Below are 23,831 nucleotides of genomic sequence, written 5' to 3' on the forward strand. Positions count from 1 at the left end.
ACTGAAGTTGCGCGAATCTGACGGGTGGTGTCCTCGGCTCGGCAGGGGGCCTCAACCATCCGCCGTACGGGAGGCGTTCTTCTCACCGAGGGGGTGGGCATGACCGAGACGTTCCACGAGTTCGTGGTGCAGCGTTCGCCGGCGCTGTCCCGGACCGCCTACCTCCTCACCGGTGACCATCAACTCGCCGAGGACCTCGTGCAGACCGCCCTGGCGCGCACCTACCGCCACTGGCGGCGCATCCGCGACGGCGACCCCGAGGCGTACGTCCGCCGCGTGATGTACCACCAACAGGTCTCCTGGTGGCGACGCCGACGCCTCGCCGAACGACTCGAAGCCGAACCCACCGAACGAGCCGGCGGCGACCACACCGACACCACCGCCCTACGACTGACCCTCACCGCCGCGCTGCGCCACCTCACGCCCCGCCAACGGGCCGTCATCGTGCTGCGCTACTACGAGGACCGCACCGAAGCGCAGGTCGCCGACCTGCTCGGCTGCTCTCTCGGCACCGTCAAACGCCACGCCCACGACGCACTGCGCCGACTCCGAGCGGTCGCTCCCGACCTGCTCGACGCCGCCGCGGAGAGGAGCACACGATGACCGCCCGGCTCCGCGACGCACTGCGTGCCACCGCCGAGGACGTGCCCACCTACCCGGTGTACGAGCGCGCTCTCGCCACCGCCCGCCGCGACCGTCTGCGGCGCGTGAGCGTCGGCGCCGCGGCGTTGTTGCTGCTCGCGTTGGCCGGCGTCGTGGTGCCGCTGACGCGTACCCCCGGCCTCGACCCGGCCGCCGCCGCGAACGCCGCGCTGCCCGACCACATCGCCCTGCCGCCGATCGGCACGCTGCATGTCACCGACCGTCCCCGGCTCGGTCCCGCGTCAGTCATCTTCGACGGGCCGGCACCGCGTCTGCACGGTTGGAACGACGTGAACGTGGTCGGCGTGGTCGACGCGGACTCCGACCGCTACCGGATCATGCGGATGGGCGGGGAGTCACTGGCGGGCGTGTCGGTCCACCTCTCCCCCGACGGCCGGTACGTGGCCCAGCCGGACGGGGCCCAGGACGATCCGGGCGTCGAGGTCATCGACCTGATCACCGGCCGGACCCGGCGACTCACGTCGCCCGTCGACCGCAGTGTCTGGAGCACACCTGTCGGCTGGTCCGCTGACGGCGGGTCGCTGGTGGTCAGTGACGACGTACCGGTCGCGTTCGAAGGGGCCACGTACACCACCGTGCTCAGCGTGGTGACCCTCGGCGGGGAGCGTTGGACCAGACTGGCCGCCGGCGCCCAGGAGGCACGCTTCGGCTCGACCGTCGCCGCCGCCCCGGGTCGGCTCGCCTACCAGTACGGCCGCACCGTCGCGGTGACCGACGTGGCTGGCCGTGAGCTCTCCTCGTTCGCCCTGCCCGACGAGACATGGCTGGCCGGCAAGGGCGCGTGGCGTCCGGACGGCAGGAACCTGACCCTGGCCTCCCGCCGGGCGGACAGCGGGTGGACCCTGCGCCAGGTCGACCCCGCCAGCGGCCGGGACGTCGGTCCACTACGCCTGCCCGCCGTGTCCGGGGTCGTCGCCATCCGGCTGCTCGGCTGGGCACCTGACGGGTCGGCGCTGGTGGCGGCCTATCAGCCCGACCCCCTCGCCCCCGACCTGCCGCTCGAGGAGCAGACGGCCCCGCCCACGAGCGACCAGCGCGTGCGCACCGTGCGCGTGCTGGCGCTCACGCCCGGCGCCACCGCACCGCGAACCGTGTTGACCGCACCGGACCAGGTGACCGCCGTCGACGTCGCCGACCAGGTGATCCGCAGCGGACGCGTCCGCGACGCGCAGCCGCCGGGCGGAGTGGGTGGTCGGTTCTGGCTCTGGACGGGTCTCGTCACCATGCTGGTCACGATCGCAGTTCTGTACGTGAGCCGCCGGCGGATCGCGCTGTGGCGCGACGATCGACGCGTCAGGCGAGCGCGCCGGGCTGGTGGGTGAGAAACGGCTGCAGCACGCAGCGTCACCCGTCCCGATCCAGCACCGAGCGAACGGCATCGACGAACGAGATCCGGCGATTCGTGCGTGCCTCGATCGCGACCAGCCAGCGCTCCCGATGGCGCTCACGCAAGGGCGCCGTCGCGCCGCCCGGCTCCTCGCCCAACCGACGCTGGTCGACGCGCTCCGCACCGATGCTGGTCAACACAGCCCGGCTCGCCGCCTCGACCTCCGCCGGCCCTTCCAACAACACCAGGTTGTACGCCTCGTCCACGGCGCGCATCGCCGCGTACGTCTCGTCGTAGCCCGAAACCGGCTCACTCCCGCCGGCTTCGAGCCACCGCTGGTCCAACTGCCGGTACGCCTGGTCGCAGGCGCTCAGGAACCCGACGTACGCGTCCCGCCGTAGCTCTTCCCGGCGCGTCGCCCTCCGTTCGACGCTCTCCTGGCGGGCCACGGCGAGCTGGTGGGCCAGTTGCCGTCGGGTGCTCAGCGCGCCGACCAACCCGGTCAGGGCGGCGGCGGCCAATGTGGACAGTGAGGTGATCAACGCGACGGCGACGGTGTCCTGCACCCGCCCATCATGGCGGCGCGCGCAGTGGGCGTCATCACCCGGGCGCGGGTCGACTCCGGGTCAGCACGCGGTCGATGGTTGACAGCTCAGCAGTTCGACACGCCGAACGCCACGCTGCTGAGCTGCCAGGGATCGTTCGCGGGCACGTACTGCTGCCGTTTTCATGATGAGGGGTGGGCGCGGCAGGTTTCGAACCTGCGACCCCCCGCTTGTAAGGCGGGTGCTCTCCCACTGAGCTACGCGCCCGGATCGCCCGTGCGGCGGGCCGGTGGTGGGCAAGCTTACCTTGCCCGCCACCGGTCCGGGCGCACGGCGTACCCCGGTCAGACGGTCGCTGCGGCGATGGCCTTGCGCCAGCCCTGCTGGTCGCGGGCCTCGCCCGGGCCGTTCATCTCGGCGAAGCGGACCACGCCGGCCTTGTCGATGACGAAGGTGCCCCGGTTGGCGAACCCGGCGACGTCGTTGAAGACCCCGTACGCTTGGGCGACACCGCCGTGCGGCCAGAAGTCGGCCAGCATGGGGAACTGGTAGCCCTCGCGGTCAGCCCAGATCTTGTGGCTGTAGGCCGAGTCGACGCTGACGGTCAGCACCTGGACGTCGTCGTTCACGTACTCGTCGAGGTTGTCCCGTATCTCGGACAGCTCACCCTGGCACGTGCCGGTGAAGGCGAGCGGGTAGAAGACCAGCAGGACGACGCGCCTGCCCCGGAAGCCCGAGAGCCGGACCTCCTGGTTGTTCTGGTCCTTCAGCACGAAGTCCGGTGCCTCGGCACCAACCTCGATGGGCATGCGAACTCTCCTCGGGTCGGGTCACGAAAACGGCACCGGCTTGCCACCCGGCGGTGCGGACCGCCGGGCGCGCGAAGCGGCACGGGCTACTTCTTGGCCTTGGCCCCTCGGCGCAGCACCAGACGTGCGCCGCTCCAGTCCCGGCCGGCGTTGACGGTCGAGGTCTGCTGAAGGCCGGCGGTGGGTGCGGACTCCGCGACCTCACTCGGCTCGACGTGCCCGTCACGCCCCGCCTTCGGGGTGAGGAGCCACACGACCCCGTTGTCGGCCAGCGGGCCGAGGGCATCGACGAGAAGCTCGAAAAGGTCACCGTCGCCGTCGCGGTACCAAACCAGCACGGCGTCGACCACCTCGTCGGTGTCCTCGTCGACCAGATCTCCACAGCGGTCGGTCAGGGCGTCTCGGAGATCCTGGTCGACGTCGTCGTCGTACCCCATCTCCATGACGACCATCCCCGGTTCGATTCCGAACCGGTCCGCCAGGCTGCGTACCCCGTCGGCGGCCTGACCAGCGGTCGCGCTCACTGTCGCGTGCCTCCTCATCTCGTCCCTGCTCGCGGCGTCGGTGCGACGCCGTCAGGCAAAGTCCACACAGTTGTGCGTCCGCGCGCAAGTGGCGCACCGGGTGGAACGGAATTTACCGTGCCAGCAGCGTACGGGCACCGTCGGTAATGGCTTCCGCGGAGACCAGTACGTGACGTGCTGCCGGACCTAATGGTACAAACGAGTCAACTGCCGCTACTCGTCGCGCGGCACCGACATATCCGGCGTCGACCAGCGCGGCGATCACTCCCTCGCCGACCCCGCCGGACCGGCGTGTCTCGTCCACGACCAGCACCCGGCCGGTCGCCGAGGACTCCCGGATGATGTCGGCCACCGGCAGGGGGGCCAACCAGCGCAGGTCCACCACCCGGGTGCCCACCCCCTCCTCGGCGAGGACGGCCGCTGCCCGCAGCGACATCCGCACCCCGTTACCGAAGGTGATGATGGTCAGGTCGTCCGCCGAACCGATCCGGTAGACCCGGGCCCGCCCGATCGGCACGTGCCCGGCCACCCACGCCCCCGGCTCCGGGTATCCGGCCAGCCACTCCCCGTCGCCATCGGCGTACAGGTCGCGGGTGTGGTAGAGCGCGATCGGCTCCAGGAACACGCAGACACTGCCGTCCACCGCCGCGCTGGCCAGGCAGGTCCGCAGCATGGGCGCGGCGTCGTCCGGCCGCGCCGGCACCGCGACCACCAGACCAGGCACATCCCGGAGTACGGCCACCGAGTTGTCGTTGTGGAAGTGCCCGCCGAACCCCTCCTGGTACGCCAGCCCGGCCACCCGCACCACCATCGGGTTGCGGAACGCCCCCTGCGAGAAGAACCGCATGGTGGCCGCCTCGCCGCGCAACTGGTCTTCGGCGTTGTGCAGGTACGCCAGGTACTGGATCTCCGGCACCGGCAGCATCCCGGCCAGCCCCGCGCCCAGGCCCAACCCCAGCACCGACGTCTCGTCCAACAGGGTGTCGAAGACCCGGGCCGCCCCGAAACGGTCGCGCAGCCCCTTCGTCACCCCGTACACGCCGCCCTTGGCAGCCACGTCCTCACCGAAGATCGCCATCTGCGGGTGGTCGAGCATCCCGTCGGCGAGCGCCGCGTTGATGCTCTGCGCCAGGGTCATCGGCCCACTCAGCTCCGGCGGCTTGCCACCGAACGCCTCCGCCCGGGCACCCGCGCCCGGGCCGCTGGCCCGCGCCGCAGCGTCGGCCACCGCCCGCGCCACCCGCATCGGGCGGCGGGGCGCCAACGCCGACACCACGTCGGCCGCGGAGGCCAGCTTCGGCTCGCCCAGCACCTCCTCGGCCAGCCGGCGTACCTGCCAGCCGGTCTCGTCGTACCGGGCCAGCAGCTCCTCGCCGGTCGCCACACCGGCGTCGACGAGCAGCCGCGCGGTGGCGGCCACCGGGTCCCGGTCCAGGTCCTCGGCCAGCTCGGCCGGGCTGCGGTACGCCGACTCCGCGTCCGCCCCGGCGTGCCCCATCAGCCGTACGGTGCGCAGGTGCAGCACGGCCGGCCGCCGGGTACGGCGTACCCAGGCCGCGGCCTCCGCCGCCACCGCGTACGTCTGCACCGGGTCGGCCCCGTCCGCGCTGAAGTAGCGGATACCCGGCTTGGCCCGAAGGGTCGCCTCGACCCAGCCCTCCGGTGAACGGACGCTGATGCCCAGCCCGTTGTCCTCGCAGACGAAGAGCACCGGGATGCGCAGCTTGCCGTGGTCGTACCACCCGGCGGTGTTGAAGGCGGCGGTGGCGCTGGCGTGGTTGACCGAGGCGTCGCCGAACGAGCAGACCACGATCGCGTCCGGTGGCCAGGGAGCGTGCGCGGCGCCCGCGCCGCTGCCGACCCCGACCCCCGCCCCGGTACGCCGCCCGGCGCTGTCCAGCCGGCGCAGCCGTTCCACGGCCAGTCCCATGCCGACCGCGCGGGGCAGGTGCGAGGCGATGGTGGAGGTGGTCGGCACGATGGCCAGGTCGGCCCGGCCGAACACCTTGTGCCGACCGCCGGCGATCGGCTCCTGGCTGGAGGCGACCATGCCGCGCAGCACGTCCCGGGCGGCGTCCGCGTACGCCGCGAACCCGCCGGTGGGCGGCTCGGTCCCGGACGGCTCGGACGGCTCGGACTGGTCGGCCGCCTCGGGTTCGGCGGCGGGCCCCGGGTCCACGGCTCGCTGCGGGTCCACGACGGGCTGCGTGCCGGTGGCTGGTTGCGTGTCGGTGGGTGGTTGCGTGTCGGCGGCCGACTGTGCCTCGTCCGCCGGCGTCGCCTCGGCGGCGGCCTGCGCGGCGCGCTGGCAGTAGAACGCGCCGGAGCGGTAGTGCAGCAGCGCCGGATCGGTGGGACGTAGCGCGGCGGCGACCGCGGCGTTGCCCTCGTGCCCGGCCGAGCCGATCGTGTAGAAGCCCTCCCCGAAGCTGCGCAGCCAGCGGCCGGCCAGGTCGAGCTGCCGGCTGGTCACCTGTGCGTCGAACAGGTCCAGCACCTGCGCGCCGGTCAGTGGGGCGTCGTCGGTGACCGGGTCAGCGGGATCACGCCGTTGCTGCGCGGCGGGCAGCGCCGCCAGCGTCTCCCGGAATCGGTCGTCGAGGTCTTGCGGGGTGGTCACGTCGGACAGCATTACCGACGGGAGGCCGCCTCGCCCAGTGGGACACGGCTGGGGCGGGTCGGCTCACTCCGGCCCGCAGGGCTCCGGGCAGCCACCGTCGGACACCTTCCACACCAGGTCACGAAGGGTGCTCAGCTCCCGGTCGGTCAGCCCCGACAGGAGTCGGGAGTCAGACATCACCTCGGTCACCCGGTCCCGTTCGACGCGCCCCTTCTCAGTCACCACCAACGTCTTCTGCCGCCGGTCCGCCGGGTCGGTGCGGCGCTCGACCAACCCGGCCTGCTCCAGCTTGTCGACCAGCACCGTCACGTTCGACCGGTCGCAGCCCAGCTGGCCGGCGAGGTCACGGGCGGGCAGCGGGTGGTCCGGGTCCAGTTCACGCAACGCCCGGGCCGCCGCCGGGGTGAGTCCCAACTCGGCGAACGCGGAGCCCTGCCGGTGCCGCAGGGCGTCGCTCACGTGGGCCATCCGGCGTAGCACATCGGCGGCGAGACCAGCCCGATCCACCGGTCCACCTGCTGCGGAACCCACCTCCTGCGTCACGGCCACATCGTACGCACGGGGCCGGTCGCCGAGGCCCCCGACCGAAGCCTCTAGATCCGCGCAACATCAGGGAAGTTGCTGTCTCGGCGCGCGTTGAGGCAGCACTTTCAGGGAAGTTGCGCGGATCTTGAGGGCGTGACGGCGGCGCCAGGTGCGGTCAGCCGGGGAGGAAGGAGAAGCGGACCTGGCGGGTGGGGTTGTCACCGTTGGTGTCGACCAGGCAGACGGACTGCCAGGTGCCGAGGGCCAGCCGGCCGCCGAGCACCGGCAGTGTGGCGTACGGCGGAATGAACGCCGGCAGCACGTGGTCCCGGCCGTGGCCGGGCGAGCCGTGCCGGTGCCGCCAGCGGTCGTCGGTGGGCAGTAGCGCGTCGATGGCGGTCAGCAGGTCGTCGTCGGAGCCGGAGCCCGTCTCGATGATCGCAAGGCCGGCGGTGGCGTGTGGCACGAAGACGTGCAGCAGGCCGTCACCCTCACTGGAGACGAACTGCTGGGCCTCTGCGGTGATGTCGTGGACGCTCGGGCGGGACCCGGTCCGGACGGTGATGACGTCGCTGCGCATACGTCGCATTCTGCCCGAGCGGGTCAGGACCCGCCGCCACCGCCACCAGAGTCCCCACCACCCCCACCGCCGGAGTCGCCACCGCCGCCGGACCAGTCCCAGCCGCCCGAGTCGCTCCCGTAGTAGGTCGCCGGGATACCTGTGTCCGCGTGCCTGCGGCGCTGGCCGGGCACGGGCCGCGCCCTCCGGTCAGCAGGTGCCCGCAGGCCGCCGCGCAACTGGGCCGCGCCGAAGACGGCTGCGGCCAGGGTGAGGACGATGATCGGGAGCACGGCGGGATCACCCGACAGGAGCACCCAGGTCGCTGGGATCGCCACGAGCACCCCGACCGCCAGGAGTGCACCGCCGACAACTACTCGTCGCCCGAACATGTCACCACGGTAGGAAACGAGAACAAGGGTCGAAAGCTCGTCGTCGCGCTAAGTTACCGGCGGGTACCTGTGTTGAGCGTCGCGTCAGGGGCCCCTAGACGTGACGACAGGTGCCACCAGGGGGCAGGATGGCGCTAGAGACCTATCCCACACACAACCGAGGGAACGCCTGTGGCTACGGAACGCAAGCGCCCGGTGATCAGCGACGGCCTACCGAGCCAGCTTCCGGACATCGACCCTGACGAGACAAGCGAATGGGTCGAGTCGCTTGACGGTGTCATCGACGAACGCGGCGCCAAACGCGCCCGCTACGTCATGCTGCGCCTGCTGGAGCGGGCCCGTGAGCGCCAGGTCGGGGTTCCGCCCCTGACCACCACCGACTACATCAACACCATCCCGTCGGAACGCGAACCGTGGTTCCCGGGTGACGAGCACGTCGAGCGGCGGATCCGGGCGTACGTCCGGTGGAACGCCGCGATGCTGGTGCACCGGGCGCAGCGCCCCGAGATCGGCGTCGGCGGGCACATCTCGACCTTCGCCAGCTCGGCTTCGCTCTACGAGGTGGGCTTCAACCACTTCTTCCGGGGCAAGAACCACCCGGGCGGCGGCGACCACATCTTCTACCAGGGCCACGCCTCCCCCGGCATGTACGCGCGGGCGTTCCTGGAGGGGCGGCTCAGCGAGCACCAGCTCGACGGGTTCCGCCAGGAGTTGTCACACCCCGGCGGCGGGCTGCCGTCGTACCCGCACCCGCGGCTGATGCCGGACTTCTGGGAGTTCCCCACCGTCTCGATGGGTCTCGGCGGTCTGAACGCGATCTACCAGGCCCGGTTCAACCGGTACCTGCAGCACCGCGGCATCAAGGACACCTCGCAGCAGCACGTGTGGGCGTTCCTGGGCGACGGTGAGATGGACGAGCCGGAGACGCTGGGCGCCATCGGTGTGGCCGCCCGCGAGGAGCTGGACAACCTCACCTTCGTGATCAACTGCAACCTCCAGCGGCTGGACGGCCCGGTCCGGGGCAACGGCAAGGTCATGCAGGAGCTGGAGTCGTTCTTCCGGGGTGCCGGCTGGAACGTGATCAAGGTCGTCTGGGGCCGCGAGTGGGATCCGCTGCTCGCAGCGGACACCGACGGCGCGCTGGTCAACCTCATGAACACCACGACCGACGGCGACTACCAGACCTACAAGGCGGAGTCGGGCGCGTACGTGCGGGAGCACTTCTTCGGGCGCGACGCGCGGACCCGCAAGATGGTCGACCCGCTCAGCGACGACGAGATCTGGAACCTCAAGCGGGGTGGGCACGACTACCGCAAGCTCTACGCGGCCTACAAGGCGGCCACCGAGCACACCGGTCAGCCCACCGTCATCCTGGCGAAGACGATCAAGGGCTGGACGCTCGGCTCGCACTTCGAGGGCCGCAACGCGACCCACCAGATGAAGAAGCTGACGCTGGAGGACCTGAAGACCTTCCGCGACCGGCTCTACCTGGACATCCCGGACAAGGCGCTGGAGGACAACCCCTACCTGCCGCCGTACTACAACCCGGGTGAGAAGTCCGAGGAGATCCAGTACCTCAAGGAGCGGCGCGAGCAGCTCGGCGGCTACCTGCCGTCCCGGCGGACCAGCACCAAGCGGCTGACCATCCCCGGTCCGGAGCGGTTCGCCGACGTCAAGCGCGGCTCGGGCAAGCAGAAGGTGGCCACCACGATGGCCTTCGTCCGCCTGCTCAAGGACATCATGAAGGACAAGGAGTTCGGCAAGCGCTGGGTGCCGATCATCCCGGACGAGGCCCGCACCTTCGGTCTCGACTCGATCTTCCCCACCGCGAAGATCTACTCGCCGCACGGCCAGCGCTACACCTCGGTCGACCGGGAGCTGTTCCTGTCGTACAAGGAGTCGACGACCGGGCAGATCCTGCACGAGGGGATCAACGAGGCCGGCTCGGTGGCCTCGTTCACCGCGGCCGGTTCGGCGTACGCCACGCACGACGAGCCGATGATCCCGATGTACATCTTCTACTCGATGTTCGGGTTCCAGCGGACCGCCGACGGGCTGTGGGCGGCGGCCGACCAGATGGCCCGGGGCTTCCTGCTCGGCGCCACCGCCGGTCGCACCACGCTCAACGGTGAGGGCCTCCAGCACGAGGACGGCCACTCGATGCTGATCGCCGCCACCAACCCGGCGGTGGTCGCGTACGACCCGGCGTTCTCGTTCGAGATCGCGCACATCATGGAGCACGGCCTGCACCGGATGTACGGGGACGCGCAGGAGAACGTCTTCTACTACCTGACGGTCTACAACGAGCCGATCCTTCAGCCGGCCGAGCCGGCCGGGGTGGACGTGGAGGGCCTGCTCAAGGGCATCTACCGCTACTCCCCCGCACCGGAGGTCGACGGCCCGAAGGCCAACGTGCTCGCCTCGGGCACCGGCATGCAGTGGGCGCTCAAGGCCCAGCAGCTGCTCGCCCAGGACTGGGGGGTGGCCGCCGACGTCTGGTCGGTGACCTCCTGGACCGAGCTGCGCCGCGACGCGGTGGAGACCGAGGAATACAACCTCCTCAACCCGGGCGCCGAGGCGAAGGTTCCGTACATCCAGCAGAAGCTGGCCGACGCGGACGGGCCGAAGGTCGCGGTCAGCGACTGGATGCGTGCGGTGCCGGATCTGATCGCCCGCTGGGTGCCCGGCGACTACACGTCGCTCGGCACCGACGGCTTCGGCATGTCGGACACCCGGCACGCGCTGCGTCGGCACTTCCACGTCGACGCGGAGTCGATCGTGGTGGCCACGCTGCGGCAGCTTGCCCGCAGCGGCGCGGTGGCGGCCACCGTGCCGGCCGAGGCCGCCAAGAAGTACGCGATCGACGACGTCAACGCCGCCCCGGTCGGCGAGACCGGCGGCGACAGCTGATCCAGCATGACCAAGAGGAAGGGCCCGGCGCTTGCGCGCCGGGCCCTTCCCTTCGGTACGACCCACCCCCACTCGGGTCGATCATGGAGTTGTGGTGGGGGGACGAAGCGGTCAAGTCACCTGGCACCGGGCACCGCAACTCCATGGTCGACCGCAGCGGACGGCCCAGCGGGTTCGGGGTCCGGGAGCCGGAAGCGGCGGCGGTCCGGGGTCCCTGGCGGGGATCCGGACCACCGCCGTCGCGGGTGACGCCGGGAGGATGTGCGCTCGTCAGCCGACGGCGGCCAGGTCGGTGAGCCGGGCCAGCGAGTCCTCCAGGTCGGCGCCGACCCGACGTAGTCCGAGGCGCAGCAGGGCCGCCTTGACCGGACCGGCCGGCCAGCGAACGACGATGAGCCGCACGACGGTCCCGCCCTCCTCCTCGTCGGTGGTGAGCTGGACGTAGATCTCGGTGCGCGCCTCCGCACGAGCACCGGCACCCTTGGCCCGTTCCCGCCAGCCGATCAGCGTCGGCTCCTGGTAGGCGATCACCTCGGCCTCATGCGCCGAGCCGCGCCCCGCCTGGACCAGTTGTCGCCGGCCGAAGCCCTCTCCCGAGAGCACTTCGGCCGCGCGGACACCCGCCAACCAGGCCGGCAACTGCTCGGCCCGCTGGACAACATCCCAGACCACTTCAATCGGCGCCGCCACGTGCGCACTGCGTTCAACGAGGATCATTTCCGTCTTCCTCCGGTGAGGACATCCCACGATATCGGCACTCTATGCGTTAAATCGGACTTACCTGGACGGGTTCGGAAAAAGACACGCCGATCAACCATTGCGGATTGCGCCAAGCCGGCCTATGGCGCATTCATCGAGAGCGCCCTAAAGTCCCGAGCACGTTTCACGTTGACCGGGAGGGCGCATGTCGACCGCACCGATGCCCCAGTTCCCCACCGGCTTCCGTTGGGGTGTCTCCACCTCGGCCCATCAGATCGAGGGCGCCACAGCGGTCGACGGGCGTGGTCCGTCCATCTGGGACACGTTCGCGCGCTCCCCCGGGCGGATCGGCGACGGCAGCACCGGCGAGGTGGCCTGCGACCACTACCACCGGCACACCGAGGACGTCGCGTTGCTGGCCGGGCTGGGCGTTTCCGCGTACCGGTTCTCGATCGCCTGGCCCCGGGTGCAACCCACCGGCACGGGCCCGGCCAACCCGGCCGGCCTGGACTTCTACGACCGGCTGGTCGACGAGCTGCTGGCCGTCGGCGTCGACCCGGTGGCGACCCTCTACCACTGGGACCTGCCCCAACCCCTGGAAGACGCCGGCGGTTGGCTGCACCGCGACACCGCCGCCCGGTTCGCCGAGTACGCCGACCTGACCGCCGCCCGACTCGGCGACCGGGTCCGGCTCTGGATCACCCTGAACGAACCATTCGTCCACATGAGCCTCGGGTACGGCATGGGCGTGCACGCTCCCGGCCGGATGCTGCTCTTCGACGCCTTTCCGGTCGCCCACCACCAACTGCTCGGGCACGGGCTCGCGGTCGCCGCGCTGCGGGCCCGCACCACCAGCCCGGTGGCGATCGCCAACAACTACTCGCCCGTGCGGGTGCTCGGCGGCCGTGACGCCGACCGGGCCGCCGGGGCCGCCTACGAGGCGCTGCACAACCGGCTCTTCACCGACCCGCTGCTCGGTCGCGGCTACCCGGAGCTGCCCGGCTTCGACCCGGGCGTCGTCCGCCCCGGCGACCTCGACACGATCGCCGCGCCGATCGACGTGCTCGGGGTCAACTACTACAACCCCACCGGCGTACGGGCGGCCGACGAGGGTTCACCGCTCCCGTTCGACCTGGTGCCGCTGGACGGCTACCCGCGTACCGCCTTCGACTGGCCGGTGGCCCCCGACGGGCTGCACGAACTGCTCGGCTGGCTGCACGACACCTACGGCGACGCGCTGCCACCCGTCGAGATCACCGAGAGCGGCTGCGCGTACGACGACGCGCCGGACACCGACGGGCAGGTGGCCGACCCGGAGCGGATCGCGTACCTCGACGGGCACCTGCGCGCCGTCCGCGCCGCCATCGACGACGGAGTCGACGTGCGCGGGTACTTCGTCTGGTCGCTGCTGGACAACTGGGAGTGGGCCGAGGGGTTCACCAAACGCTTCGGCCTGGTGCACGTCGACTACGCCAGCCAGAGGCGTACGCCGAAGTCGTCGTACACCTGGCTGCGGGACGTGATCGCGGCCTCCCGGCCGGGGTCGGCGCGGTGACCACCCTCGACCCGACGCCGGCGTCGCTGCCGGCGGCGCTCGCCGAGCCGACCGTGCCGGTGCGACGCGGCTGGATCGGGTTGATCTTCGCCGCCAACCTCGGCGTCTGGATGGCATTCTTCACGCCCATCCAGGTGCTGCTGCCTCAGCAGATCGAGCAGATCGCACCCGGCGACAAGGAGAACATGCTGGCCGTGGTCACCGGCCTCGGCGCCCTGGCCGCGGTGCTCGCCAACCCCCTCGCCGGCGCGCTCTCCGACCGCACCTGCCTGCGGGTGGCCGGCCGCGAGTTCGGTCGCCGGCACGTCTGGACGGCGGGCGGGGCCCTGCTGGGCGCGGCGGCCCTGGTGCTGCTGGCCCAGCAACGGACCATCCTCGGGGTAGCGCTCGGCTGGGTCGCCGCGCAGGTCTGCTTCAACGCGATGCTGGCCAGCCTCAGCGCCGCCGTCCCGGACCGGGTCCCGGTGACCCAGCGCGGCGGCGTCTCGGGCTGGGTGGGCATCCCGCAGGCGCTCGGGCTGGTGCTCGGCGCGGTGCTGGTGACCGCAGTGGTCACCGGCAACGCCGCCGGCTATCTGGCCATCGCCGTGGCCATCCTGCTGTTGTCGCTGCCGTTCGCGCTGTTCACCCCCGACGAGCCGCTGCCACGTACGCACCGGCCCGTGGTGCGCACCCGGGCGTTGCTGGCCTCGATGTGGATCAGCCCGCGTCGGCACCCGGACTTCGCCTGGGCCTGGATCACCCGGTTCCTGGTGCAGCTCGGCAACGCGCTGGGCACCCTCTACCTGCTGTACTTCCTCACCGACGGGGTGCGCCACCCCGATCCTGAGGGTGGGCTGCTGGTGCTGATCCTGCTCTACACGCTCGGCATGATGCTGACCGCTGTGGTCGCCGGACGGCTGTCGGACCGTTCCGGACGCCGCAAGATCTACGTCATCGCGTCCGGGGTGATCATGGCGGTGGCGGCGCTGCTGCTGGCGGTGGCGCCAGTCTGGCCGATGGCGATCGTCGCCGCGCTGCTGCTCGGCGCCGGCTACGGCGTCTACCTCGCCGTGGACGCCGCGTTGATCACGCAGGTGCTGCCCCGGGCCACCGACCGGGCCAAGGACCTGGGCGTCATCAACATCGCGAACTCCGCGCCGCAGGTGCTCGGCCCTGCCCTCTCCGCCCCGCTCGTCGTGTACCTGGGTGGCTATCCCACGCTCTACGCCGTCACCGCCGTGGTCACCCTGATCGGCAGCGCGCTGGTCGTCAAGATCCGCTCGGTTCCCTGAGTCGAGGCCCCTGGCGGAATGCGCTCGACCGTCGCCGTAGGCTGGGGGACGTGACAGTACGTGTGCGCTTCGCCCCCTCCCCGACCGGCATGTTCCACGTCGGCGGCGCCCGCTCGGCGCTGCAGAACTGGATCTACGCCAAGCAGCAGGGCGGGGTGTTCGTGCTGCGTATCGAGAACACCGACGCGGCGCGCAACAAGCCCGAGTGGACCGAGGGGATCCTCTCCGCGCTGGACTGGATCGGCATCTCGCGGGGCAGCTACGAGGGCCCGCACTTCCAGTCGGAGAACGCCGGCGAGCACCGGGCCGCCGCCGCCCGGCTCTACGAGTCGGGTCGCGCCTACTACTGCGACTGCACCCGCGAGGACGTGCAGGCCCGCACCGGCTCGCAGTACCAGGGCTACGACGGCTACCACCGCGACCGTGACCTCGGCCCGGGCCCGGGGCACGCGCTGCGCTTCCGTACGCCGGACGAGGGCGCGACAGTGGTCGTCGACCTGATCCGCGGTGAGCCCACCTTCGAGAACAAGCTCATCGAGGACTTCGTCATCGCCCGGGGCGACGGCTCGCCGGTCTTCCTGCTGGCCAACGTCGTGGACGACATGACCATGGGGATCACCCACGTGATCCGGGCCGAGGAGCACCTGCCCAACACGCCCAAGCAGCAGCTGCTCTGGGACGCCCTCGGGGTCAAGCCGCCGATCTGGGCCCACGTGCCGGTGGTGGTCAACGAGAAGCGGCAGAAGCTCTCCAAGCGCCGGGACAAGGTCGCTCTGGAGGCGTACCGCGAGGAGGGCTACCTCCCCGGCGCCATGCGCAACTACCTCATGCTGCTCGGCTGGGCGCCGTCGGGCGACCGGGAGATCGTTCCCTGGTCGGTCATCGAGGAGGAGTTCCGGCTCGAAGAGGTCAACCCCTCCCCCGCGTTCTTCGACGAGAAGAAGCTCCGCGCGTTCAACGGCGATTACATTCGCGCGCTGCCGGTGGACGAGTTCATCGACGCCTGCCAGCCGTGGCTGACCGGCACCGGCACCATCGCGCCGCCGCCGTGGCAGCCCGAGGAGTTCGACGCCGACGCGTTCGCCGCAGTCGCCCCGCTGGCCCAGACCCGGATCACGGTGCTCAGCGAGATCGTGCCGAACGTCGACTTCCTCTTCCTGGCGTCGCCACTGATCGACGAGGCCGCGTGGGCCAAGACGATGAAGGACGGCTCCGCCGAGTTGCTCGACGACGCCGTCGCGGCGTTCGAGGCGCTGGAGTCCTGGGATGCCGAGTCCCTGAAGTCGACGCTGGAGGCGGTCGGCGCCGAACGTGGCCTCAAGCTCGGCAAGACGCAGGCGCCGGTACGCGTCGCGGTCACCGGCCGCACCGTGGGCCTGCCGCTGTTCGAGTCGCTGGAGGTGCTCGGTCGTGAGCGCGCCCTGACCCGGATGCGCGCCGCCCGGCTCCGACTGGTCTGACCTCCGAGCACCGGCGCCGTCTCCGCCGCCGGTCGCCAGCCAACCGGGCTGGTGCCCGGCCGCTCAGCGGCGTCGGGCTCGGAGCCACCGCTGCAACCCGACGACGAGCGCGCCCACCAGCAGGGCCGCCGCGATCGTCCACAGCCAGCCGCGCATCTGGCTGCTCTCCTGCGCGGCCGGCACCGGGCTGCCCGCCGCGGTCGCCCCGGCCGTCGCGGTGACGGCCGGGGCCGACGACGCCCCGCCGCCGGTCGGACCCGCCGCCGCGGTCGGGGCGGTGCCACCGGCGGTCGGGGCAGAGCCGCCAGTGGTCGCCGGCGAGGCGGACGGGTCGGCGGCGGTGCCGGTCGTGAGGGTGAATCGCACCTCGCCCTTCACCGGGTGTCCGTCCGAGGACGCGAGCTGGTAACCGACGATGTAGAGCCCGGCCGCCGCCGGCTTGAACGGCACCCGCACCCGGCTGCCGTCGAAGGCCGGCGGGCCGCCAGCGACCACATTGTCCGGCCCGGTTATTGTGATCTTCGTCGTAGCCGGTGCCGGCTTGGCCAGGAACCGCAGCTCGATCTGGGCGGGTGCCGTCGCCACCCGGGCACCGTCGCGCGGGTCGCTGCCAGTCAGCGAGTTGTGCGCGGCGGCTGGCGTTGCCGGCGCCAGGAACGACACACCGAACGCCACGCCGAACACCACTGGCACGACCCGTGCCATACGTGTAACCCTGCCCCCCATTGAACCCCTCCGTAAGGGTACGATCCGCCCGCTGATCTAACCGCTCCTCATTAGTCGAGCAGAGATCGCAGATAGTTCCAATTACTGTTCCACAAGCTGCAACTCATCGACGTTTTCCGGAGTCTGTAAGGGTGAGCCCGACCAGCTGGTCGGTGCCGCATCGGCAGACCGAACCAGACGTCACAACGATGCCATCCATCGAACGGGGCGAGGAGGCGGGATGGTCCGTCACATGAGGTGGTTGGCAATCGTGCTGGCGGGCGCGCTGGCCACGGCGTTGCTGTCACTCGGCACTGCCGGCCCGGCCTCGGCGGCGCCGAAGCCGCCACCCGCCGGAGTGGACATCGCCGGCGAGGGCCTCTCCGCGCCGCTGCGGTTGCGCGCCGACACCCAGCCCACCCACGTGGGCGCGGTCATCGACCAGGTCAACTTCCTGGACCACACCGGCATGCCGAAGGGCCCGAAGCCGGCCGACCTCGGTCCGAAGTACACGGTCGTGGTGCTCGCCGGCGAGAAGCCGAAGCAGACCTACGATCTCTATCCCAAGGCGGTCGGCGGCCCCCGCGTCTACCGGCCGGCGAAGCAGCCGGACGGCCGCAAGATCAGCGCCGGTTGGTTCCTGGGTCGGCTCAGCATGTCCGAGACCCTGCGCACCGCCGGCGTCCCGCTGGAGCGGCAGTTCGACACGGTCAGCGGCGGCGTGGGCGGCGGCGAACGGGTGCTCCCGGAGAACACGCTCGACCCCGCGAAGGACCTTGACAAGGCGCTCGGCGACCTGCAACGCCTGCTGCTGCTCAACGTCGGGGTCATGCTCACGATCACGGTCGGCCTCGCCGGGATCGCCCTGCTGATCCGTCGCCGCACCCGCTGAGCTACCCCCGCCCGGTGGTCAGCACCAGCGGCGCGGTGGGCGTTGCCGGCGGGTGGCCCGCGGCCGAGGTCGGACCGGGCCGTGCCGATGCGCCCCGGCCCAGCCGGGAAGTTCGCTGAGGCAACCAGCGGGAACGCCCGAGTCGGGCTCGACGAGGATCTTGGGCTCCCCGGAGCGCTGGCGCGGCAGGGCGGCGTCGTCGTCGGCCCGGCCGGCGAGCGGCTCCACCGGGTGCGACGGCGCGCCGCCGACCGGCCGGCGGTGCTTGCCAGCCGCCTGCGGGTCGTGGTGCCCCGGTCGGCAGGGCTCGCCCTGGGCGCAGCCGTGCTCGGCCTCCCCGTGCGCCATCCCCGGTCTCCTCACACTCGTCCCAACCTCGGGTGCTCCCCCGACGTGCCCTGTCACCGTACTGGCCGGGACCGGCGGGCCGCGCGCCGCGTACCCCGGGGTCAGGACCGGGCGGTTCATCCGGACGACGGGAGCGCGGGACCTGGTTACGCAGTTCACAGCTTCTTTTCGTGCCGTTCACCGTGGGGGCGCGGCCGGGGCGGCGCGGTGCTCAGCGGGTGCGGTGAGCCTCCAGGTCGGCGCGGGTGAAGAGCGCTCGCAACGCCACGCCGTGGCCGGCGAGCGCCTGCGCTCCACCCTCGGCCCGGTCGATGACGCAGAGGGCGTGCTCCACCCGGGCGCCCAGGTCGCGCAGTTGCCCGGTGGAGATGACCACCTGGCCGCCGGAGGTGACCACGTCCTCGACCACCAGCACCCGCCGGCCGACCAGCTCCGCCCCCTCGGCCAGCCGGGCAGTCCCGTACGGCTTGGCGCTCTTGCGGACGAAGGCGCAGGGCAGCCCGGTGTGCCGGCCGAGCGCGGTCACCACCGGAATGCCGCCCATCTCCAACCCGGCCAGCACCTCGGTGTCGGTCGGGACCAGGAGCGCCAGCTGGGAGGCCACCCGGTCCAGCAGACGGGGGTCGGCCTCGAAGCGGTACTTGTCGAAGTACTCGTCGGCGGTCCGCCCGGAGCGGAGCACGAACGTGCCGGTCAGCCGGCAGGTGGTGTCGATCTCGCGAGCCAGCGCGGCCAGGGTTCCCACATCGGTCATGATGATCATTATCGCGTCGGCGGCTCGGGGTCCGCGTACCCCTTTCGGCGCATGTCGGCGCCGTCGGGCTCCTCCTGCGGACGGTGTCCGAGGGTCGGCGGCTGTGGTGGGATCGGGGCATGCGTCCGCCACCGTGGCTCGGCTCCGGCACCCTGGCCCGCGACGTCGCGCTCGCCGGCGCGTCGCTCGCCGGCGGCCTGGCGCTGTACGCCCTGGCTTGGCAACCGCAGATCCACCGGGAAGCGGGCCTACCGACGACGCTGTTCCTGCCCCCGCTGCTGGCAATGTGCGTGGCCGTCGGCCTGCGCCGGGTCGCCCCCCGCACCAGCCTGGCCACCGGCACCGTGGCACTGGTCGTGGACGTCGCGCTCGGCGGCTCCCTGGGGACGATCCTGATCTACACCCAGGTGCTCTACGACGCCTGCGTGTACGGCCCACCCCTGCTGTGGCGTTGGTTGCTGCGGGTGACCGTCGTGCTGAGCCTGGTGGGTGGGGTCGTCGGTGTCCTCGTCCTCGGCCAGTGGCGCGGGGTCGCCGTGGGGGTGCCGGTGGTGCTCGCCGGGTTGCTGCCGGTCCTGACCGGGATCAGCGTGCGGCAGTACCGCGACCAGGCCGCCGCCGAGCGGGCGCGGGCCGAGCAGACCGCCCGGCTGGTCGAGATGGACCGCCGGCAGGCGGTCAGCGCCGAGCGCGCCCGGATGGCACGGGAGCTGCACGACGTCGTCGCCAACCACCTCAGCGCGGTGGCCATCCACGCCACCGCCGTGCTGTCCGTACCCGGGCTGGACCGCGGCCAGGTCGAGTCGGCGTTGCGGGTGATCCGGGAGAGCAGCGTGCAGGGGCTCGCGGAGATGCGTCAGATGATCGAGGTGTTGCGCGAGCCGGGGACCACCGGTGGGCCGGCCCCGGTGGAAGACGACCCGGCCGTGCCGGAGATGGTCAGCGCGCGGCTGGCCGAGGCGGACGGGTTGGTCGAGCGGATCCGCGCCGCCGGCCTGGCGGTGCGGGTCCGCACCGACGGCACGCCGGCGCCGCTGCCGGTGGCGGTGGACCTGGCCGCGTACCGGATCGTGCAGGAGTCGCTGACCAACGCGCTCAAGCACGGCACGGGTGAGGCCGATCTGACGATCGCGTACGGCTCGGCGGAGGTGGTGCTGACGGTGGAGAACCCGGTGCGCCGGAATGGGATCGGTCTGCCCGGCGCCGGGGCCGGGCTGATCGGGATGCGGGAGCGGACCACACTGCTGGCCGGTCGACTCACCGCCGGGCCGCAGGACGGTCGCTGGCTGGTCCGGGCCGCCCTGCCCACCGGGGAGGGCGGGTGACCGGGCCGTCGGGAGACGCGGGCGCGGCAACGGTGCGGGTGGTGCTCGCCGACGACCAGCCAGCGGTACGGGCGGGGCTGGCCCTGATCCTGGGTGGCTCACCGGGCATCGAAGTGGTCGGCGAGGCGGCCGACGGCGACGAGGCGGTGCGGCTGTGTCGGGAGTCGCGCCCGGACGTGGCGGTGCTGGACGTCCGCATGCCCCGCCGGGACGGGATCTCCGCGACCCGGGCCATCGTCGCCGACGGGCTCGCCGACGTGCTGGTGCTCACCACCTTCGACCTCGACGAGTACGTCTTCGGCGCGTTGCGTGCCGGCGCGGCCGGGTTCCTGTTGAAGGACACCGACGCCGACGGCCTGGTGGCCGCTGTGCGTACGGTGGCGCGCGGCGACGGCTTCATCGCCCCCGCGGTGACCCGCCGGTTGATCACTGCCTTCGCGGCCACCACGCCGGGCGCGTCCGCGGCCACCCGGGCCGCGCTGGGCACCCTCACCCCGCGCGAGCGGGACGTGCTGGCCTGCCTCGGCCTGGGCCTGTCCAACCAGCAGATCGCCGATCGGCTGGTGCTGGCCGAGAGCACCACCAAGACGCATGTGAGCCGGATCCTCGCGAAGCTGGGCCTGCGTAGCCGGGTGCAGGCCGCGATCCTGGCCCAGGATCTGGGGCTGACCGCTCCCCCACAACCCTGAGCCCGCGTGTCCACTCCGGACACCCACAGACCGCCCGCCTGCCGTACGCTGCGCGCCACCGGTGCCGATGCCGGCCGCTGAGAAATGGGGAGACCGTGCGACGGTGGTGGGGGACGACGATCCTGACGGCGCTGATCGTGGGGGTCGGTGGTTGTGACAGCAGCCCCTCCGAGGAGTCAGCCTCGACCTTCGCCCCCAAGGCGGGCGTGTGCCACGCCACCGCTTCCGACGAGCGCAGCCCCGAGGCGTACACCCCGATCCCCTGCTCCTCGAAGCACGAGGCGGAGACGTTCCTGGTCGGCCGGATCTCCGGCGCGGAGGGTGCCGCACCGAAGCCGCCGGCCGCCGACAGCGACGGGCTGTGGCGGCTGTACGAATCCTGCGACAGCGAGGCCGCCCGTTTCCTGGGCGGCGAGTGGCGCGAGTCGCGGCTGGCGATGCGGACGCTGACCCCGTCGGCCACGCGATGGAAGGCGGGTGAGCGGTGGTACCGCTGTGACCTGGTGGAGATGAATGCCGTGGACCGGTGGTCGCCGAACCCGCGGGCGAACAGCCTGCGCAACGGTCTGACCGGTGATTCGCCGCTGCGGTTGAGCTGTTTCACCGAACCGGAAGAGACCTCCGAGGCCCTCGTCAACCTGCCGCCCACCGACTGCAAGGGGCCGCACGCCACCGAGTTCGCCGGCCTCTGGTGGCCCGGTCCGGAGATCGCGGAGGTCACCGAGGAGATCATGGAGGCGGGGTGCCTGTCGGTCATCGCACAGCACGTCGGGGTGCCGGAGCGGGACCTGGACGGCCGGTTCGAGGTGTTGGCGTACTACCCGACGGACGAACCTGAGTGGCTGGCGGACTACAGCGCCTGGTGCTTCCTCCACACCCCCGATCGACCGCTCACCACCTCACTGAAGGGTGTCGGCCGAACCGGCCTTGCGGCGGCCCGCTGACCGGTGCCGACGTGGATGGCCTGCTCACCACGTGTCAGGCTAGGGCGGTGAGCACGCCGGGCGGTGGAGACCTGTCGGCCACGCTGCGCCGGATCGAACGTTCGGCGGGGGCGTTGGCCACCTCCAGCGTGGCCCGGATGGACGACACGCTGCCGTGGTTCCGGACCCTGCCGGCCGACCAGCGCTCCTGGGTGATGCTGGTGGCGCAGGCGGGCGCCCGGTCGCTGGTGCAGTGGCTGCGTGACGGCGGCGGCACGGCGGACAGCACCCAGGAGGTCTCGGACGAGGTCTTCGCCGCCGCCCCGCAGGCGCTGGCCCGGTCGATCACCCTCCAGCAGACCGTGGCGTTGATCAAGGTGACGATCGACGTTGTCGAGGAGCAGGTGTCGCACCTGGCCGCCGAGGGTGAGGAGCAGCAGCTCCGCGAGGCGGTGCTGCGCTTCTCCCGGGAGATCGCGTTCGCCGCCGCCCGGGTGTACGCGCGGGCGGCCGAGTCGCGCGGCGCGTGGGACGCCCGGTTGCAGGCTCTGCTGGTCGACGCGCTGCTGCGCGGTGACTCGCCGGACGTGCTGGCCAGTCGGGCCGCCGCGCTCGGCTGGGCGGACGCGCCGCCGGTGGCGGTGGCGGTCGGTCGGTCGCCCGGCGGCGAGGTGTCCGCGGTGCTGCACGTGGTCTACCGGCAGGCCCGCCGAATCGGGGTGGAGGTCATCGGCGGGGTGCACGGCGACCGGCTGGTGATCGTGCTGGGTGGCGCACCGGACCCGTTGACGGCGACCGCCAAGTTGTTGAGCGCGTTCGGGGACGGCCCGGTCGTGGTGGGTCCGGCCGTGCCGAGCCTGGACGAGGCGACCGAGTCGGCGCGGGCGGCGTTGTCCGGTTTCCGGGCGGCACCGGCATGGCCCAGCGCCCCCCGGCCGGTGCCGGCTGCGGACCTGTTGCCGGAGCGGGCCCTCGCGGGCGACGCGGAGGCCCGCCGGCGTCTGCGGCACGACGTGTACGCGACGCTGGTACGCGCCGGTGGCGAGCTGCTGGCGACCCTGGACGCGTTCCTGGCCGCCGGCGGCACACTGGAGAGCGCAGCGCGGGCGCTGTTCGTCCATCCGAACACCGTGCGTTACCGGTTGCGCCGGATCGCCGAGGTGACCGGCTTCTCGCCGCTGTCACCGCGGGACGCTTTCGCTCTCCAGGTCGCGCTGACAGTGGGTCGGTTGGATCCGGTCGCCCCGCTCATCTCGCCCGTTCCGACTCAGACAATGACCCCGGCCACCCGGAAAACCACCCAAAACGAGGATGATCCCCGCCGATCTTTGTAGGAAACCTCCAAAGGCGCTAGTGCGGTTTGGTCGAAGGCGGCACAGCGTTACCCGCGCGTATCCGGGAGAGTCATAGGCGTGCTCGCCGTACTTAGTCCCGGCCAGGGTTCCCAGAAACCCGGCTTCCTGACCCCCTGGCTCGACCTGACCGGCACCGAGGCGCGTCTGCGCGAGTGGTCGGCGTTGGCCGGGGTCGACCTGATGCATCTGGGCACCGCCGCCGACGCCGACGAGATCAAGGACACCGCCCGCACCCAGCCCCTGCTGGTCGCCGCGGCGTTGCTCGCCGGCGAGCACCTGCCGCTGGACGACGTGACGCTCACCGCCGGGCACAGCATCGGCGAACTGGGCGCTGCCGCCCTGGCCGGCGTGCTGTCAGCCGAAACGGCGATCACCCTCGCTGGCGTCCGCGGCCGGGAGATGGCGGCCGCGTGCGCGCTGGAGCCGACCGGCATGGCCGCAGTGCTCGGTGGCGACCCCGACGAGGTGCTCGCCGCGATCGAGGCGCACGGGCTCTACCCGGGCAACCGCAACGGCGCCGGGCAGATCGTCGCCGCCGGCTCGCTGGACGGGCTCGACAAACTCGCCGCCGAGCCGCCCGCCCGGGCTCGGATCATCCGGCTCAAGGTGGCCGGAGCGTTCCACACCCCGTACATGGCCCCGGCCGAGACCGCGCTCGCCGCGGTCGCCGCCGAGATCACCCCCGCCGACCCGGTCCGCCTCCTGCTGTCGAACCTCGACGGCACCACGGTCGACAACGGCGCGGACATGGTGCAGCGCCTCGTGCGCCAGGTGACCGCACCGGTGCGCTGGGATCTGTGCATGCGTACGCTGGCTGACCTCGGTGTCACCGGCGTGATCGAGCTACCACCGGCCGGCACCCTCGCCGGGCTGGTCAAACGGGACCTCAAGGGCGACGGAGCCCCGGAGATCGTCACCCTGAACACCCCGGACGACCTGCCGGCCGCACGGGACCTGATCGCCCGCACCGGAGGTCGC

22 protein-coding genes, 1 tRNA gene and 1 pseudogene are annotated in these 23,831 nt (G+C 71.9%); 12 read left to right on the plus strand and 12 right to left on the minus strand.

The window, feature by feature from the left end; translation table 11 throughout:
* Positions 1–99 precede the first annotated feature (99 nt).
* Positions 100–603: a SigE family RNA polymerase sigma factor gene (locus tag CLT68_RS31105; RefSeq protein ID WP_088949551.1), complete on the plus strand. Its 504-nt coding sequence runs from the start codon at positions 100–102 to the stop codon at positions 601–603.
* Positions 600–1,985, plus strand: coding sequence for a hypothetical protein (locus CLT68_RS31110; RefSeq protein WP_099856290.1), 1,386 nt, complete (start codon positions 600–602; stop codon positions 1,983–1,985). The genes CLT68_RS31105 and CLT68_RS31110 overlap by 4 nt, the downstream gene beginning before the upstream one ends.
* Before the next feature lie 22 nt (positions 1,986–2,007).
* Here CLT68_RS31110 and CLT68_RS31115 read toward each other — a convergent pair whose 3' ends face one another.
* From CLT68_RS31115 to CLT68_RS31150, 8 genes are all read right to left on the minus strand, one after another.
* On the minus strand, positions 2,008–2,556 hold the full coding sequence (locus CLT68_RS31115) for a hypothetical protein (RefSeq protein WP_099856292.1): 549 nt from the start codon (positions 2,554–2,556) through the stop codon (positions 2,008–2,010).
* A 174-nt stretch (positions 2,557–2,730) separates the two neighbouring features.
* Positions 2,731–2,802, minus strand: a tRNA-Val gene (locus CLT68_RS31120).
* A 77-nt stretch (positions 2,803–2,879) separates the two neighbouring features.
* Positions 2,880–3,344 carry a peroxiredoxin gene (locus tag CLT68_RS31125; protein ID WP_099856293.1) on the minus strand — a complete coding sequence of 155 codons (465 nt, stop codon included), beginning with the start codon at positions 3,342–3,344 and terminating at the stop codon, positions 2,880–2,882.
* A gap of 86 nt (positions 3,345–3,430) precedes the next feature.
* Positions 3,431–3,868: a DUF3052 domain-containing protein gene (locus tag CLT68_RS31130; protein ID WP_007463483.1), complete on the minus strand. Its 438-nt coding sequence runs from the start codon at positions 3,866–3,868 to the stop codon at positions 3,431–3,433.
* Positions 3,869–3,980: 112 nt separating this feature from the next.
* Positions 3,981–6,500, minus strand: a complete 2,520-nt coding sequence (locus CLT68_RS31135; protein ID WP_099856295.1) for a thiamine pyrophosphate-dependent enzyme — start codon at positions 6,498–6,500, stop codon at positions 3,981–3,983.
* A 51-nt stretch (positions 6,501–6,551) separates the two neighbouring features.
* Complete coding sequence (locus CLT68_RS31140; RefSeq protein ID WP_099856296.1) at positions 6,552–6,956, minus strand: MarR family winged helix-turn-helix transcriptional regulator; 405 nt, start codon at positions 6,954–6,956, stop codon at positions 6,552–6,554.
* A 232-nt stretch (positions 6,957–7,188) separates the two neighbouring features.
* Positions 7,189–7,593: a secondary thiamine-phosphate synthase enzyme YjbQ gene (locus tag CLT68_RS31145; protein ID WP_185755388.1), complete on the minus strand. Its 405-nt coding sequence runs from the start codon at positions 7,591–7,593 to the stop codon at positions 7,189–7,191.
* A 23-nt stretch (positions 7,594–7,616) separates the two neighbouring features.
* The gene (locus CLT68_RS31150) at positions 7,617–7,964 is read right to left on the minus strand and encodes a hypothetical protein (RefSeq protein ID WP_143743297.1); all 348 of its coding nucleotides are present in this window, start codon (positions 7,962–7,964) and stop codon (positions 7,617–7,619) included.
* Positions 7,965–8,135: 171 nt separating this feature from the next.
* Here CLT68_RS31150 and aceE point away from each other — a divergent pair, with 171 nt between their 5' ends.
* Positions 8,136–10,874 (plus strand): pyruvate dehydrogenase (acetyl-transferring), homodimeric type, encoded by a 2,739-nt coding sequence (aceE, locus tag CLT68_RS31155; RefSeq protein WP_088949557.1) that lies wholly within the window; start codon positions 8,136–8,138, stop codon positions 10,872–10,874.
* 270 nt (positions 10,875–11,144) lie between these two features.
* Here aceE and CLT68_RS31160 read toward each other — a convergent pair whose 3' ends face one another.
* Positions 11,145–11,591 carry an SRPBCC family protein gene (locus CLT68_RS31160; RefSeq protein WP_088949558.1) on the minus strand — a complete coding sequence of 149 codons (447 nt, stop codon included), beginning with the start codon at positions 11,589–11,591 and terminating at the stop codon, positions 11,145–11,147.
* A 187-nt stretch (positions 11,592–11,778) separates the two neighbouring features.
* On the opposite strand from CLT68_RS31160, the gene CLT68_RS31165 reads away from it, so the two are divergent.
* From CLT68_RS31165 to gltX, 3 genes are read left to right on the plus strand one after another with little or no spacing between them, the layout of a single operon-like run.
* Positions 11,779–13,128, plus strand: a complete 1,350-nt coding sequence (locus tag CLT68_RS31165) for a GH1 family beta-glucosidase (RefSeq protein WP_099856302.1) — start codon at positions 11,779–11,781, stop codon at positions 13,126–13,128.
* Entirely contained in the window at positions 13,125–14,402 is a 1,278-nt protein-coding gene (locus CLT68_RS31170) for an MFS transporter (RefSeq protein ID WP_088949560.1), read from the plus strand. Before CLT68_RS31165 ends, CLT68_RS31170 begins: the two co-directional genes overlap by 4 nt.
* Positions 14,403–14,452: 50 nt before the next feature.
* Positions 14,453–15,862 carry a glutamate--tRNA ligase gene (gene gltX / locus CLT68_RS31175; RefSeq protein ID WP_099856304.1) on the plus strand — a complete coding sequence of 470 codons (1,410 nt, stop codon included), beginning with the start codon at positions 14,453–14,455 and terminating at the stop codon, positions 15,860–15,862.
* Positions 15,863–15,925: 63 nt separating this feature from the next.
* On the opposite strand, the gene CLT68_RS31180 is transcribed toward gltX, so the two are convergent.
* Positions 15,926–16,567: a copper resistance CopC family protein gene (locus tag CLT68_RS31180; protein WP_486482389.1), complete on the minus strand. Its 642-nt coding sequence runs from the start codon at positions 16,565–16,567 to the stop codon at positions 15,926–15,928.
* Positions 16,568–16,808: 241 nt separating this feature from the next.
* Here CLT68_RS31180 and CLT68_RS31185 point away from each other — a divergent pair, with 241 nt between their 5' ends.
* Positions 16,809–17,459, plus strand: a complete 651-nt coding sequence (locus CLT68_RS31185; protein ID WP_099856308.1) for a hypothetical protein — start codon at positions 16,809–16,811, stop codon at positions 17,457–17,459.
* A gap of 18 nt (positions 17,460–17,477) precedes the next feature.
* Here the strand turns inward: CLT68_RS31185 and CLT68_RS31190 are convergent, their stop codons facing one another.
* Together CLT68_RS31190 and CLT68_RS31195 are read right to left on the minus strand one after the other, a co-directional pair.
* Positions 17,478–17,807, minus strand: a complete 330-nt coding sequence (locus CLT68_RS31190) for a hypothetical protein (RefSeq protein ID WP_099856310.1) — start codon at positions 17,805–17,807, stop codon at positions 17,478–17,480.
* Positions 17,808–18,018: 211 nt separating this feature from the next.
* The gene (locus tag CLT68_RS31195; protein WP_088951930.1) at positions 18,019–18,561 is read right to left on the minus strand and encodes an orotate phosphoribosyltransferase; all 543 of its coding nucleotides are present in this window, start codon (positions 18,559–18,561) and stop codon (positions 18,019–18,021) included.
* A gap of 119 nt (positions 18,562–18,680) precedes the next feature.
* Here CLT68_RS31195 and CLT68_RS31200 point away from each other — a divergent pair, with 119 nt between their 5' ends.
* The 5 genes and pseudogenes from CLT68_RS31200 to CLT68_RS31220 form a co-directional block, all read left to right on the plus strand.
* On the plus strand, positions 18,681–19,886 hold the full coding sequence (locus CLT68_RS31200; protein WP_099856312.1) for a histidine kinase: 1,206 nt from the start codon (positions 18,681–18,683) through the stop codon (positions 19,884–19,886).
* A complete protein-coding gene (locus CLT68_RS31205) occupies positions 19,883–20,575 on the plus strand; it encodes a response regulator transcription factor (RefSeq protein ID WP_099856314.1) in 693 nt (230 codons plus the stop codon). The genes CLT68_RS31200 and CLT68_RS31205 overlap by 4 nt, the downstream gene beginning before the upstream one ends.
* A 95-nt stretch (positions 20,576–20,670) precedes the next feature.
* The gene (locus CLT68_RS31210) at positions 20,671–21,519 is read left to right on the plus strand and encodes a septum formation family protein (protein ID WP_158240974.1); all 849 of its coding nucleotides are present in this window, start codon (positions 20,671–20,673) and stop codon (positions 21,517–21,519) included.
* An 11-nt stretch (positions 21,520–21,530) separates the two neighbouring features.
* Positions 21,531–22,832, plus strand: a complete 1,302-nt coding sequence (locus tag CLT68_RS31215) for a PucR family transcriptional regulator (RefSeq protein WP_269458518.1) — start codon at positions 21,531–21,533, stop codon at positions 22,830–22,832.
* Positions 22,833–22,910: 78 nt separating this feature from the next.
* A pseudogene (locus CLT68_RS31220) lies at positions 22,911–23,828 on the plus strand (ACP S-malonyltransferase); the annotation flags it as partial.
* Positions 23,829–23,831: the final 3 nt, after the last annotated feature.

The organism is Micromonospora sp. CNZ299 (genome assembly GCF_002754415.1).

Bases quoted from the DNA above. Each gene is read 5' to 3' on its own strand.
- CLT68_RS31105 (WP_088949551.1), top strand. From the start codon at position 100: ATGACCGAGACGTTCCACGAGTTCGTGGTGCAGCGTTCGCCGGCGCTG.
- CLT68_RS31110 (WP_099856290.1), top strand. From the start codon at position 600: ATGACCGCCCGGCTCCGCGACGCACTGCGTGCCACCGCCGAGGACGTG.
- CLT68_RS31125 (WP_099856293.1), bottom strand. From the start codon at position 3,344: ATGCCCATCGAGGTTGGTGCCGAGGCACCGGACTTCGTGCTGAAGGAC.
- CLT68_RS31135 (WP_099856295.1), bottom strand. From the start codon at position 6,500: ATGCTGTCCGACGTGACCACCCCGCAAGACCTCGACGACCGATTCCGG.
- CLT68_RS31140 (WP_099856296.1), bottom strand. From the start codon at position 6,956: ATGGCCCACGTGAGCGACGCCCTGCGGCACCGGCAGGGCTCCGCGTTC.
- CLT68_RS31145 (WP_185755388.1), bottom strand. From the start codon at position 7,593: ATGCGCAGCGACGTCATCACCGTCCGGACCGGGTCCCGCCCGAGCGTC.
- CLT68_RS31150 (WP_143743297.1), bottom strand. From the start codon at position 7,964: ATGTTCGGGCGACGAGTAGTTGTCGGCGGTGCACTCCTGGCGGTCGGG.
- CLT68_RS31160 (WP_088949558.1), bottom strand. From the start codon at position 11,591: ATGATCCTCGTTGAACGCAGTGCGCACGTGGCGGCGCCGATTGAAGTG.
- CLT68_RS31165 (WP_099856302.1), top strand. From the start codon at position 11,779: ATGTCGACCGCACCGATGCCCCAGTTCCCCACCGGCTTCCGTTGGGGT.
- CLT68_RS31180 (WP_486482389.1), bottom strand. From the start codon at position 16,567: ATGGCACGGGTCGTGCCAGTGGTGTTCGGCGTGGCGTTCGGTGTGTCG.
- CLT68_RS31185 (WP_099856308.1), top strand. From the start codon at position 16,809: ATGGTCCGTCACATGAGGTGGTTGGCAATCGTGCTGGCGGGCGCGCTG.
- CLT68_RS31190 (WP_099856310.1), bottom strand. From the start codon at position 17,807: ATGGCGCACGGGGAGGCCGAGCACGGCTGCGCCCAGGGCGAGCCCTGC.
- CLT68_RS31195 (WP_088951930.1), bottom strand. From the start codon at position 18,561: ATGACCGATGTGGGAACCCTGGCCGCGCTGGCTCGCGAGATCGACACC.
- CLT68_RS31200 (WP_099856312.1), top strand. From the start codon at position 18,681: ATGCGTCCGCCACCGTGGCTCGGCTCCGGCACCCTGGCCCGCGACGTC.